This is a genomic window from Morganella sp. GD04133, from assembly GCF_029835375.1.
In the GTDB taxonomy this organism is placed as follows: domain Bacteria; phylum Pseudomonadota; class Gammaproteobacteria; order Enterobacterales; family Enterobacteriaceae; genus Morganella; species Morganella morganii_B.
Genome location: NZ_JAODZS010000039.1, coordinates 25,709 through 39,449 on the forward strand (window position 1 = coordinate 25,709; position 13,741 = coordinate 39,449).

Consider the following 13,741-nt stretch of genomic DNA (forward strand, 5'->3'; position numbering starts at 1 on the left):
ACCTTAAATTTTACACGCGCCGCCTTCACAACCATCATCGTCGGCGATAACCACTTCCTCAGGCAGATCTTCCTGGGTATCTTCCGCACCATCGCGGGTATTGTGGTAATACAGTGTTTTCACGCCGTATTTATAGGCCAGCAGCAAATCCTTCAGTAACTGGTTCATCGGCACTTTGCCGCTCGGGAACCGGGTCGGGTCATAGTTGGTGTTGGACGAAATCGCCTGATCGACAAACTTCTGCATAATCCCCACCAGCTGGAGATACCCTTCGTTGCCCGGCATCTGCCATAACAGCTCATAGGCGGATTTCAGCCGCTCATATTCCGGCACGACCTGGCGCAGAATGCCGTCTTTCGACGCTTTTACGCTGATATAGCCGCGCGGCGGCTCAATGCCGTTGGTGGCATTAGAGATCTGCGAGGATGTCTCTGACGGCATCAGAGCAGACAGGGTGGAGTTGCGCAGACCGTGTTTTTTGATCTCTTCGCGCAGGCCTTCCCAGTCATAATGCAGCGGCTCGTTGGTCAGCTGATCCAGCGTTTTCTTGTACGTGTCGATCGGCAGAATGCCCTGTGAATAGGTGGTTTCGTTAAACCACGGGCATGCACCGTACTCTTTTGCCAGCTCATTGGAGGCTTTCAGCAGGTAATACTGAATAGCTTCAAAGGTGCGGTGAGTCAGGTTATTGGCGCTGCCGTCGGAATAGCGCACGCCGTGTTTCGCCAGGTAGTAAGCGAAGTTAATCACCCCGATACCCAGGGTACGGCGGCCCATTGAGCCTTTGCGTGCCGCTTCAATCGGATAATCCTGGTAATCGAGCAGGGCATCCAGGGCACGTACCGCAAGAATAGCCAGCTCTTCCAGCTCATCGAGGTTCTCAATGGCACCCAGGTTAAACGCGGACAGCGTACACAGCGCGATTTCCCCGTTCGGATCATTCATGTCGTTGAGCGGTTTGGTCGGCAGGGCGATTTCCAGACACAGGTTGGACTGGCGCACCGGCGCGATAAACGGATCAAACGGGCTGTGGGTGTTACAGTGATCCACGTTCTGAATATAGATACGGCCGGTAGAGGCACGTTCCTGCATCATCAGGGAGAACAGTTCGACCGCTTTCAGCGTCTGTTTGCGGATAGACGGATCTTTCTCGTACTGCGCATAAAGGCGCTCGAACGCATCCTGATCGGCGAAGAACGCGTCATATAACCCCGGTACGTCTGACGGGCTGAACAGGGTGATATCCTGGCCTTTGATCAGGCGCTCATACATCAGTTTGTTGATCTGGACGCCGTAGTCGAGGTGGCGGACACGGTTGCCCTCAACACCCCGGTTGTTTTTCAGCACCAGCAGGCTTTCCACTTCCAGATGCCATATCGGGTAGAACAGCGTTGCCGCACCACCGCGCACACCGCCCTGAGAGCAGGATTTCACGGCAGTCTGGAAATGTTTGTAGAACGGGATACAGCCGGTATGGAATGCCTCACCGCCGCGGATCGGGCTGCCGAGTGCGCGGATACGGCCTGCGTTGATACCGATACCGGCACGCTGGGACACGTATTTGACAATCGCACCGGAGGTCGCGTTGATGGAATCCAGGCTGTCGCCGCACTCGATCAGCACACAGGAGCTGAACTGGCGGGTCGGGGTGCGAACACCGGCCATAATCGGCGTCGGCAGGGAAATCTTAAAGGTTGACGTGGCGTCATAGAACCGGCGGATATAATCCAGGCGGGTCTCTTTCGGATAATGCGAGAACAGACAGGCCGCAACCAGGATATACAGGAACTGTGCGCTTTCATACACTTCGCCGGTAACCCGGTTCTGAACCAGATATTTCCCTTCCAGCTGTTTGACAGCGGCGTAGGAGAAATTCATATCACGCCAGTGATCGATGAATTCATTCATCTGGTCAAATTCAGCTTCGGTGTAATCGGTTAACAGATTTTCGTCATATTTACCGGCAGCCACCATTTTCTGCACATGGGCATATAACGCCGGCGGCTCAAACTGGCCGTAGGCTTTTTTGCGCAGGTTAAAAATGGCCAGGCGGGCAGCCAGATACTGATAATCCGGGGTTTCAGCGGAAATCAGGTCGGCGGCGGCCTTAATCATGGTTTCATGAATATCTGCGGTACGGATCCCGTCATAGAACTGAATCTGGGAACGTAACTCGACCTGGGAGACAGAGACATTATTCAGGCCTTCGGCGGCCCAGGTAATGACGCGGTGGATTTTGTCTAAATCGATACGTTCTTTGTGACCATCTCGTTTGGTAACAAGCAGATTCTGGTTCATCAGTTGATATACCCTGTTTTGAAAAGGACACCTTACTGTGATTAACGCGCTGATAATGTATATCAGCCCGATAAAAAACGATCCCTGAAACAATTGTTCCGGGAAAGTCAATAGCGGGTGATGAGCGATTTAAACACAAGATGTAGTGTGTCTGTAAAAGATGGGTAACAAGATAATGATAAATGCGCTCAGGATCAAGTGTATAAAATCAGGATCTTTTGTGGATAACTTGAGGATAGTTACCCATGGACGGAGTGGTAAGCACTGAGATCGCTGATAAAATGAAACAGTGCTTACCTGATTACGCGAAGCGATAATTTTAGAAAAATGCGATTTGTTTGGCGTTTTATTAATCGGCAGAGTAATTAACTTGACACTATAAAATAAAGCGGGTATGCAACATATAATTTACATCCACATTGGATGCCAGCCAGAATTTATCGCTTAACGGATTGTAATGTAAACCGATCATATGCTGCTCACGCAGGCCGGTGTTATTCAGCCAGTCGATCAGCTCTGCCGGACGGATAAATTTTTTCGCATCGTGTGTACCGGGTGGCACCATCTTCAGAATATATTCTGCTGCGATAACCGCCATAAACCAGGCTTTTTTGTTGCGGTTAATGGTGGAGAACACCACATCCCCTCCCGGTTTGACCAGACGGGCACAGGAACGCACCACAGAGGCCGGGTCCGGCACGTGCTCAAGCATTTCCATGCAGGTCACCACATCATACTGCTGTGCATGCTTTTCTGCGTGCTGTTCCACCGTTTCCTGCACATAGGTGATATCGGTGCCGCTTTCCAGCGCATGCAGACGCGCAACCTGAAGCGGCTCCGCGCCCATGTCCAGTCCGGTGACGTCCGCACCTTCCCGCGCCATGCTTTCTGCCAGAATTCCGCCGCCGCAGCCGACATCCAGCACTTTCTTCCCGAACACACCGTTAACCCGCTGCTGAATATAGGCCAGACGCAGCGGATTGATCCGGTGCAGCGGTTTAAATTCACCCTCCAAATCCCACCAGCGTGAGGCAACATCCTCAAACTTTTTAATTTCCGCAGGATCGACGTTGGCTGTCAGCGGGGAAGCTGTGTCATTCATGGTCTCTTTCTCTCTCTTGCTGCGGCAGAACCTGCCGGAATACGCGATGGCGTCAGTATACAATGCCGGACGCGGATGCGTCAGAAATAAAATACTCTCCCGATTTTTATATCTCCTTTTTTAAACATTGGCGATTTGTGGTATAGTTCCGCACCTTGAATCCGGAGTAATGAGGGATACTGGCTCCATGAGCGACAATGCCAAAGAAATCTTGCCCGTTAACATCGAAGAGGAGCTGAAAAGCTCGTATCTGGATTACGCCATGTCCGTTATTGTCGGACGCGCGCTCCCCGATGTCAGGGATGGTCTGAAACCGGTTCACCGCCGCGTGTTATTCGCGATGAAAGAACTGGGTAATGACTGGAATAAAGCCTATAAAAAATCTGCCCGTGTGGTCGGGGATGTGATCGGTAAATATCACCCCCATGGTGACAGTGCTGTGTATGAAACGATTGTCCGCCTGGCTCAGCCGTTCTCAATGCGCTATATGCTGGTGGATGGTCAGGGTAACTTTGGTTCAATCGACGGTGACTCCGCAGCGGCAATGCGTTATACGGAAGTCCGTATGGCGAAAATTGCCCATGAACTGTTAGCCGACATCGACAAAGAAACCGTGGATTTTGTACCGAACTATGACGGTACCGAAATGATCCCGGATGTGATGCCGACCCGCATCCCGAACCTGCTGGTGAATGGTTCATCCGGTATTGCTGTCGGGATGGCAACCAATATTCCGCCGCATAACCTGGGCGAAGTCATCGACGGCTGCCTGGCCTATATTGATGATGAAGATATCAGCATCGAAGGTCTGATGGAGCACATCCCGGGGCCGGACTTCCCGACAGCGGCGATTATCAACGGCCGCCGCGGTATTCTTGAGGCTTACCGCACCGGACGCGGCAAAATTCATATCCGTGCCCGCGCCGAAGTGGAAACGGATGAAAAAACCGGCCGCGAAACCATTATTGTTAATGAAATTCCGTATCAGGTAAACAAAGCCCGCCTGATTGAGAAAATCGCCGAGCTGGTTAAAGAGAAACGTCTGGAAGGCATCAGCGCGCTGCGTGATGAATCCGATAAAGACGGTATGCGCATTGTGATTGAAGTCAAACGTGATGCGGTCGGTGAAGTGGTACTGAACAACCTTTATCTGCTGACACAGATGCAGACCACGTTCGGTATCAATATGGTTGCCCTGCATCAGGGACAACCGAAGATCCTCAATCTGAAAGAAATTCTCAGTGCGTTTGTGCGCCACCGCCGTGAAGTGGTGACCCGCCGGACAATCTATGAATTACGCAAAGCCCGTGAACGTGCCCATATCCTTGAAGGTCTGGCGATCGCACTGGCTAATATCGATCCGATTATCGAGCTTATCCGCCGTGCACCAACACCTGCGGAAGCAAAAGCCGGGTTACTGGCACAGGCGTGGGAACTGGGTACGGTTGCCGCCATGCTGGCCGGTGCCGGTGATGATGCCGCCCGTCCGGAAGGTCTGGATGAGCAGTTTGGTATCCGCGATGGTCTGTATCATCTGACCGAGGTTCAGGCTCAGGCGATTCTGGATCTGCGTCTGCAGAAACTGACCGGTCTGGAGCATGAAAAACTGCTCGACGAATACCGCGAATTACTGGAACTGATTGCCGGTCTGCTGCATATCCTGCAAAGCCCTGAGCGTCTGATGGAAGTCATCCGTGAAGAGCTGGTGGCGGTGAAAGAGCAGTTCAACGATAAGCGCCGTACCGATATCACAGAAAATACAGCGGATATCAACATCGAAGATCTGATCAGTCAGGAAGATGTTGTGGTGACACTGTCCCATCAGGGCTATGTGAAGTATCAGCCGCTGACCGACTATGAAGCCCAGCGCCGCGGCGGGAAAGGTAAATCTGCCGCCCGCATCAAAGAAGAAGATTTTATCGAACGTCTGCTGGTGGCGAACACCCACGACACCATTCTCTGCTTCTCCAACAAAGGGAAGCTGTACTGGCTGAAAGTGTATCAGTTACCGGAAGCCAGCCGTGGTGCGCGCGGTCGTCCGATTATCAACATATTACCGCTGGATCAGGAACAGAACGAACGTATCACCGCGATTCTGCCGGTCCGCGAATATGAGGAAGGTAAATTTGTCTTTATGGCGACCGCCAGCGGTACCGTGAAGAAAACCTCCCTGCAGGACTTCAGCCGTCCGCGTAATGCCGGGATTATCGCCGTCAACCTCAACGAGGGTGATGAGCTGATTGGTGTTGACCTGACTGACGGCAGCAATGAAGTGATGCTGTTCTCTGCTGACGGTAAAGTTGTCCGCTTTGCGGAAGATGCTGTCCGTGCCATGGGGCGTACTGCCACCGGTGTACGCGGTATCCGCCTGGGTGATGACGATGCGGTCGTGTCACTGATTATTCCGCGCGGCGAAGGTGAGATCCTGACTGTCACCGAAAACGGCTACGGCAAACGGACTGCGGAAGCGGAGTATCCGACCAAATCCCGTGCCACTCAGGGGGTTATCTCCATCAAAGTGAGTGAGCGTAACGGGAAAGTCGTGGGGGCAATCCAGGTCGGCGCAGATGATCAGATTATGATGATCACCGATGCCGGTACACTGGTCCGTACCCGCGTCTCTGAAGTCAGTATCGTGGGCCGTAATACCCAGGGTGTGACACTGATCCGTACCGGAGAAGAAGAGAAAGTGGTCGGTCTGCAGCGTCTCGCAGAGCCGGAAGAGGATGAAAATGATTTCTCTGAAGACGGTGAAGTGACAGATGCGGCACCGGATGATAATGCAGAAGAGAATAACGATTAATATCACCGGTTTCCGGTAATATAAAATCAGAAAACGGATAAAGCAGGAACAATAATATTGTTCCTGCTTTTTATTTACCCCGGGGGTTTTGTAAACATTGCACAGTGGTATATCCTAGACATAACAGTCTGAAACCTCGTGAATATATCAGATTCATTATTGGCGGAGCCCCTTTGAGATACTTTTCATCTTTCCAGACATCACTGAAAATTTCGCGTTACCTGTTCCGGATCGTCGGTGTGATGTTATGGGGGCTGGGGGCGCTGGTGACGATATTCTATTTACTGAATATCTATAACGGGATGCGCAATGATATCCGCCAGCAGTATTATTCCGATTACGATGCCTTATTGGCCTATTTCCGGCAATCCACCGATATAACCCGCGATATCCGTTATATGAATGAGCGGTTTGTCGAAAATAAAGAAGTACGGCCGGGAGAACCGGCTGACCGGACGACTGACGGGTTTTTTATTGATTACCGGGCACTGAACACCAAAGGCGACTGCGCAGCGTTCCGTACCGGCAGCGGCCCCTATATTATTGCATTCAAAGATCTCCTGACGTACTGGCAGAATAATATTGCCGCCCCAACGGGGCTCAATCAGGTCTTTCTGGTCGGTTCAAAAACCCTGTGTATGGTGTCATTTCCGATCCGCAATCTCTCCACCAGCAGCGAAACGCTGCGCAGAATGGTCAATGATTACTCTCAGAACTATTTCCGCCTGAAAAGTCAGGGGAAAGAACGCACCATTTACTGGGCGGCACCGGGCAGTAATCAGGGAATGGCCAGCCTGTTTGTGATGATGCCGCTGTATTATGATGGTCGTTTTCTGGCGCTGATGGGCATTGAACGTAACCTGCAGCTGGAGAACTTCAACCGTCTGCGCGATTTTCCGGCGAATATGGTGATCATCAATGAGCAGGATGATGTTGTGCTCTCCTATCCGGAAGAAATTAACACGCAGAAAAATAAAGACAGCTATCTGGTGGATGACAATTATTTCGGCTATGACGATGGATTCACCCGGCTGGTCTTTAAACGCAGACTGACGCCGTCGCTGCTGAGTGTGGTGTATACCACGCCGCTGAGCTCAATTTATGAAAAACTGAAATTCCAGATCCTCAACGGGGCGATCCTTAACCTGATTTCCGCCATTATTATCGGGCTGTTCACCTGGCTGCTGGAGCGGCGGATATTTATGCCTGCGGAAAACAGCGCAATACGTCTGGAGGAGCACGAGCAGTTTAACCACAAAATTGTGGCCTCTGCACCGGTCGGGATCTGTATCCTGCGCACCCTCGACGGTACGGCACTGCTGAGTAATGAGCTGGCTCATAATTACTGGCGTATGCTTTCGTTCGAGGATCGCAATCGCATCGGTCTGCTGATAAAGGATAAGCGCCAGGGGATGGAAGATATGGTGACCCGTAACGGCGGGCACCTTCAGGTCAGTTTTGTGCATTCCCGTTACCAGAACGAGGAAGTGGCGATTTGTGTTCTGGTGGATATCAGCGCCCGTGTGCAGCTGGAAAGCTCATTACAGGACGCGGCTCAGGCGGCAGAGCAGGCCAACCAGTCGAAATCCATGTTCCTCGCCACGGTCAGCCACGAGTTGCGCACACCGCTGTACGGTATCATCGGTAACCTGGAACTGTTACAGTCCATGGCTCATTCGCGGGATGCCCAGCGTCTGCTCGGCACCATGAATAATTCATCATCTTTATTACTGAAAATCATCAGTGATATTCTCGACTTCTCCAAAATTGAATCCAAACAGCTGAAAATTGAGCCGAGAGAATTTAATTTCCGCGAACATATTCACTTTGTGGTGGCAAACTACCTGCCGCTGGTGGCGAAAAAACACCTTTCTCTGTACTGCTTTATCGAAAAAGAGGTGCCGGAACTGGTCTGTAATGACCCGGTACGGATGCAGCAGGTGATCGCCAACCTGTTTAATAATGCGATTAAATACACGTATGTCGGGATGGTGTGTATTCACGTCTATGTCTGCGGTGAATATCTGCATGTGGATATTCAGGATACCGGCAGTGGTATCAGTGAAGATGAGCTGCGCCAGTTATTCGACCCGTTTTATCAGATTATGCCGAATACGGACAGCCCGTCACAAGGGACCGGGCTGGGGCTGCCTATCTGTGAAAAACTGATTTCACTGATGGACGGCGACATGATGGTGGAATCGCAGAAAGAGGTCGGCAGTCTGTTCGGGATCCGATTCCCGTGCTATACCGCTTATCCGTCCGGTCATCATACGGATATTGTGCCGCTGACTGTACCGCTGGTCTTTGATTTCCGGAACGGCGTGCTGGCGGATTATATGCAGCGTTACTGGCAGGATATTGCCCCGGTCCCGGTGGCGCTGTCTGAATGTCCGGATATTACCTGTGCGGTGGTGATAACGGATGTGGTCACGCCGGCGATGAAACAGGCCCGTCTGCTGATTGAGCTGGATGCCGGTTATACCGACAAACCGGTGCCGCAGGGCGGTAATCACTGGCGGCATAACACGCATCAGCTCGACGGGTTGTTTGATTTTGTTTCCGATCGCCTGAATAACCGCCGTCAGGAAGCGGATGATCTGCCGCCGCCGCCGTTGCCGGACAGTCAGCAGGCGGTGCATGTCCGGATCCTGATTGTGGATGACCATCCGATTAACCGCCATCTGCTGTCCGATCAGCTGCATCTGTTCGGCTACCACACGGCAACGGCGGATGACGGACTGGATGCACTCAATTTCCTCGAAACCCATGAAGTGGATATTATTCTGTCAGACGTCAACATGCCGAATATGAACGGTTATGACCTGACGCGCACACTGAGAGAGAAGGGCATGACACTGCCGGTTATCGGGATCACCGCCAACGCGATGGCAGAGGAGCGCGAGCGCTGTCTGGCCTCCGGCATGAATGACTGCCTTTCCAAACCGGTCTCGATGCAGGCGCTGCGCACCATGATGGCGCACTATATCCCGCAGGTCACACCACCACAGGCAGAATAACCGGACACATAAAAAAACCGCCATTCAGATGAATGGCGGTTTTGTATCAGTATGGTAAAACGTTTCCGGATTACTCGTCCCGGGGGCTGTCGATAGTGACAGACGAAAGGTAATTAAGCAGAGCGATATCGTTATCCACACCCAGCTTCAGCATGGCGGATTTTTTCTGGCTGCTGATGGTTTTGATACTGCGGTTCAGTTTACGCGCAATCTCAGTGACCAGATGCCCTTCGGCAAACAGACGCAGAACCTCACTCTCTTTCGGAGACAGGCGTTTATCGCCGTATCCGTTGGCATTCACTTTTTCCAGCAGTTTGGAAACGCTGTCAGGCGTGAATTTCTTTCCTTTCTGTAACGAGGCCAGTGCTTTCGGCAGATCAGCAGGCGCTCCCTGCTTCAGTACGATCCCTTCGATATCGAGGTCCAGTACAGCACTGAGGATCGCCGGATTATTGTTCATGGTCAGCACAATAATCGCCAGGTCAGGATAATGGCGCTTGATATACTTAATAAGCGTGATGCCATCACCGTATTTATCTCCCGGCATGGAGAGGTCAGTGATCAGAACATCTGCATCCAATCGTGCTAAGTTATTGATAAGTGAGGTGGAATCTTCAAATTCACCAACAACATTAACTGTTTCCAGCTGTTCCAGAGACTTTTTTATCCCGAACAGAACAATAGGATGGTCGTCAGCGATAATAACATTCAGGTTATTCATACTCTTGGTTACCTTGCTGCAGCAATTCAGTGACAATGGCATCAATTTCCCGGATACCTTCATCCACTTTCATTTTGTTTTTGTCAGCGATACAGCGTTCTATATCTTCACAGCGTGATTTCAGATAATCAAAGTCGAGTACAGCAAAGACCCCTTTGACCCGATGTACTGTCAGCGCCAGTGGCTGCAATTCACTTAATTCTGCTTCTGTGTACATCTTACTTATATCAGGAGGTACTGTGGTGGCAAATAGATCTTTATACGTACTTTGTGCCAGCTGATTTTTATATAATGCAACAACTTCCCCGACGGAAAGTGCTGCTGTATTAATACCCGGATTCCCGGGTAAGAATCTATCATCAAACTCATCCGAAGTTAAGCTTTGTTCGATAAGCAGCGTAATAGCATTCAGAATTTCATCATTGAAATTATAATTACACTCCACCAGGGAAGGTGTAATCATTTTATGTTCAATAATATCATTTCGTAAAAAGAGAATTGGCTTTCTCGCTTTCTTATCAAAGTCAGTTATCAGGATGTCATATTCATCTTGCAATAATGCGCGATTTTTATCAAATAAAATTCCGCCATTTTCAATTATAATTGTGTTAATTATTTCCCGAATGCTCGGATTAATGATATTGATCTTAAACAGCGTGTCTTCCAGCACCTCTGACGGCTCACCGATCATCTCAGTGGCAGGCAGCGGCAGCTCAACGCTATAGTGAGTACCGATATCCGGTTTACTGTCTATTTTCAGTTCACCTTTCAGCTTCTTACATAATAAATCACACAAATAGAATGCCAGTCCGGAGTTCGGACGACCTTCACTATCCGCGACCTGAAACATAAATGGATCATGCCGGTTAACAAGATCAGATTGCGGCAGACCCGAACCACTGGCGATTATTTCAAATTTGATATTATTATGTTCATCTTTGAATATATTCTTAAGGCGAATAACTAATTTCCCGTATCTTAAATTGCTGACGGCGTAATTCAGCAATAATAAAAAAATCTTACTGATAACAGGACCGTCACCAATATAATTCAGCTGCTTGTTAATTCCGTTATGAAAATAAAGCGGAATACCTTTGTCATTTATCTGACGTGAGAATTGTTTAACAATATCCTCAGCCATCTGTGACAACAGGAATTCATCATTGGTCGGCTTCCAGTCATCGGTTTCCAGGTCAGCCAGCAGAATGATGTTTTCAATCCACTCACACAGATGACCGGATTCTGTCACCACTTTATCCATCAGCTGAGCACCGGCCGGGTCGGTGACATACGGTGCCAGTGTATGCAGATCATTACCAAGCTGCTTGACCGGCACCACCAGCTCGGAACGGATATTCGATAACACGGACTGACGGGCTTTGATACTTTTCTTATACTCGCGGTCAGACAATTGCAGACGGCGCGCGGTCAGTGCCTCCTGATCCACATCCCGGAACAGGATCAGGTACGTATCATTCATATCACGGACCGGATTCATACTGACTTCATAGACCACATTATCAATGGTGGTCTGGATCCGGCCGTGATGCTCCCGGGCCATATCGCGGGTTTTGTTCAGGTCACTGAGGGTCAGCAGCTGGGTGGCAATCGTATTACCGACCAGCCGTTTATTGGCGGCAAAATCATAAATCGCCAGCCCGACAGGCACCTGAGCCACAATCTCATTGGTTATTGCCTCACTGTTTCTGGCCTGACGAACCAATGTATTGAGCGGAGAAATAAATCGCTTACGGATATAAACGAGGCCGCCGACAGAAAGTGCAGTGAACAGGAAGGCAGAAATTAACAGCCAGATATTCGCCGACAGCATTTCTTCGGCCAGTGCCAGCAGCGAGAGCTGATAAACCACCTGATACGGCATTTCACGCAGACGGTAACTGAGTTTCAGTGACAGGCCGTTAATACTGATTTGTACTGCATTCGGGCGGTTACTGAGCGTATGGGATCCGGCCGGGAGCAGTGACAGATTGGACAGATCCAGATTGTCCGGTACCAGGTTATTCACCGGTAAATCAAACGCGACCACGCTGGTCAGCTGACCGGGGTTATTGAACATTGCGCGGTAAGTATAGTAATACGTTGATTCTGACGGCATCTTGGTAAAAGAGGAGAGTGTCTCCCGTTCATCCAGCGCGGTGGAATCCGCCAGCATTTCTGCCCGTTTCTCATCGGCTCCCAGCGTCAGCTGGCTTTCACGATAGCGCAGTTCTGGGCGCAGGGCGGAGTGGGATGTGACCAGCAGCAGACTGTTATCCAGACCGTTAAGATAATACATGGAATTAAACTGATTCTCGCCGCCCCACAAAATGGTCAGATAATCCGAAAAGCGCCGTGCAATGGCGTACGTCTCATCATTGGTCTGACCGAATAAAATGGCATCCACCACCGGTACACGGCTGTCAATCCAGTAAATATCATTCAGGATCTTATGCGGGGGAACGAGCTCGGGCCGTTTATCGGTATCCGTGGTATTGGCGAGCCGGAACAGCTCAGCGGACTGATAGCGGTAGGTTTCAACCTGATGTTCTATCCGGCTGCTGAAACTGTAGAGTGCGCCTTTCTTGCTTCCCAGCCAGGCATCGTAATAGTTATATCCGTATAAAAAGAGAGATAAGACTAATAACGAAATAAATGATGCATAAAAGCCGGGTATCGCATAAGGCCTGGAATGTGACTGTCTGTACATATGTTCCGTTGCAACCTTATAGTAAGTACTTGACTGTAAATTCACCGGGAATTAATTCTATCATACTAATTCCTGCCACAATAACAGCTGTCTTTCGCCCTCAGGCCGGTACGGTGTGTGAATGTTGAGCAGGCAGACAAAAAAATCGGTTTTTTTTGCATATAGGGGTAGACAGGTTCCTCATTTTTCAGCATAATCGCGCCCCATGGAAGGATGGCCGAGTGGCTTAAGGCAGCGGTCTTGAAAACCGCCGACGGGAGACCGTCCTAGAGTTCGAATCTCTATCCTTCCGCCAAATTAGCCGGCTTAGCTCAGTTGGTAGAGCAACTGACTTGTAATCAGTAGGTCACCAGTTCGACTCCGGTAGCCGGCACCATATTAAACCCGTTATATTTCACAGATATAGCGGGTTTTTCTTTTCTATATGATGCATGGTTAGACCGCTTTTATTAGTGCGCGTGCCATATTCGTGCCATTAATCCCCATGGCCTCGTCAATTCTTCGCGCGTGTTCAACAAGATGATTCGGGGCTAAATGTGCGTACCTCTGAACCATTTCTATCGATTCCCATCCCCCCATTTCCTGTAACGCAGTCAGCGGGACTCCGGCCTGAACAAGCCAGCTCGCCCATGTGTGGCGAAGGTCATGGAAGCGGAAGTTTGTGATTCCTGCTCGGCGAAGCCCGGTATTCCATGCGGTGTTGTCGTCAACTCTCATCTTCCTAACTTTTTCTGTTGGTGATCCGTCTGCTCTGTGCCATGCTTCAGTGTGTACAAACACGTATTGCTGGTGCTTTCCTATCTGCATCCTGAGCACCCGGCAAGCTGTTTCGTTGAGAGCCACACCTATCGCCTTGCCGCCTTTCGTGTCTTCCGGATGAATCCAGGCAACTTTCCGTTGCAGGTCTATTTGCGTCCATTCGAGATTAAGTATGTTCGATCTTCGCAATCCTGTTGCGAGTGCAAACATAACAACAGGCTTCATTACATCAGGCATACACTGTATCAGGGTTGTTGCCTCTTCTTTGGTCAGCCACCTGACCCGTATTTCCTTTTTTTGCCTGACCTTAATTGTTGGGGATTTACCGATC

Annotated in this window: 7 protein-coding genes and 2 tRNA genes; 4 read left to right on the top strand and 5 right to left on the bottom strand. The window is 50.2% G+C overall.

All coding sequences use genetic code 11. The features are described 5' to 3' along the window. Positions 1-3: 3 nt before the first annotated feature. Both nrdA and ubiG read right to left on the bottom strand, forming a co-directional pair. Positions 4-2,298, bottom strand: a complete 2,295-nt coding sequence (gene nrdA / locus N7387_RS17475) for a class 1a ribonucleoside-diphosphate reductase subunit alpha (RefSeq protein ID WP_262861868.1) — start codon at positions 2,296-2,298, stop codon at positions 4-6. 376 nt (positions 2,299-2,674) lie between these two features. Continuing rightward, positions 2,675-3,400, bottom strand: a complete 726-nt coding sequence (gene ubiG / locus N7387_RS17480; protein WP_025152238.1) for a bifunctional 2-polyprenyl-6-hydroxyphenol methylase/3-demethylubiquinol 3-O-methyltransferase UbiG — start codon at positions 3,398-3,400, stop codon at positions 2,675-2,677. A 187-nt stretch (positions 3,401-3,587) separates the two neighbouring features. Here ubiG and gyrA point away from each other — a divergent pair, with 187 nt between their 5' ends. Both gyrA and rcsC read left to right on the top strand, forming a co-directional pair. Beyond that, positions 3,588-6,203, top strand: coding sequence for a DNA topoisomerase (ATP-hydrolyzing) subunit A (gene gyrA / locus N7387_RS17485; RefSeq protein ID WP_262883492.1), 2,616 nt, complete (start codon positions 3,588-3,590; stop codon positions 6,201-6,203). Positions 6,204-6,376: 173 nt separating this feature from the next. Beyond that, positions 6,377-9,223: a two-component system sensor histidine kinase RcsC gene (gene rcsC, locus N7387_RS17490; RefSeq protein ID WP_279800470.1), complete on the top strand. Its 2,847-nt coding sequence runs from the start codon at positions 6,377-6,379 to the stop codon at positions 9,221-9,223. Positions 9,224-9,293: 70 nt separating this feature from the next. Here the strand turns inward: rcsC and rcsB are convergent, their stop codons facing one another. Both rcsB and rcsD read right to left on the bottom strand, forming a co-directional pair. After that, positions 9,294-9,944 (bottom strand): response regulator transcription factor RcsB, encoded by a 651-nt coding sequence (gene rcsB / locus N7387_RS17495; RefSeq protein ID WP_262858702.1) that lies wholly within the window; start codon positions 9,942-9,944, stop codon positions 9,294-9,296. Then, entirely contained in the window at positions 9,937-12,651 is a 2,715-nt protein-coding gene (gene rcsD / locus N7387_RS17500) for a phosphotransferase RcsD (protein ID WP_279800471.1), read from the bottom strand. The genes rcsB and rcsD overlap by 8 nt, the downstream gene beginning before the upstream one ends. Positions 12,652-12,858: 207 nt before the next feature. On the opposite strand from rcsD, the gene N7387_RS17505 reads away from it, so the two are divergent. Both N7387_RS17505 and N7387_RS17510 read left to right on the top strand, forming a co-directional pair. Then, a tRNA-Ser gene (locus N7387_RS17505) sits at positions 12,859-12,946 on the top strand. A 5-nt stretch (positions 12,947-12,951) separates the two neighbouring features. Further along, positions 12,952-13,027 (top strand) — tRNA-Thr (locus N7387_RS17510). Positions 13,028-13,086: 59 nt separating this feature from the next. On the opposite strand, the gene N7387_RS17515 is transcribed toward N7387_RS17510, so the two are convergent. Beyond that, on the bottom strand, positions 13,087-13,741 hold a 655-nt coding region (locus tag N7387_RS17515; RefSeq protein ID WP_279800472.1), incomplete at its 5' end, for a site-specific integrase.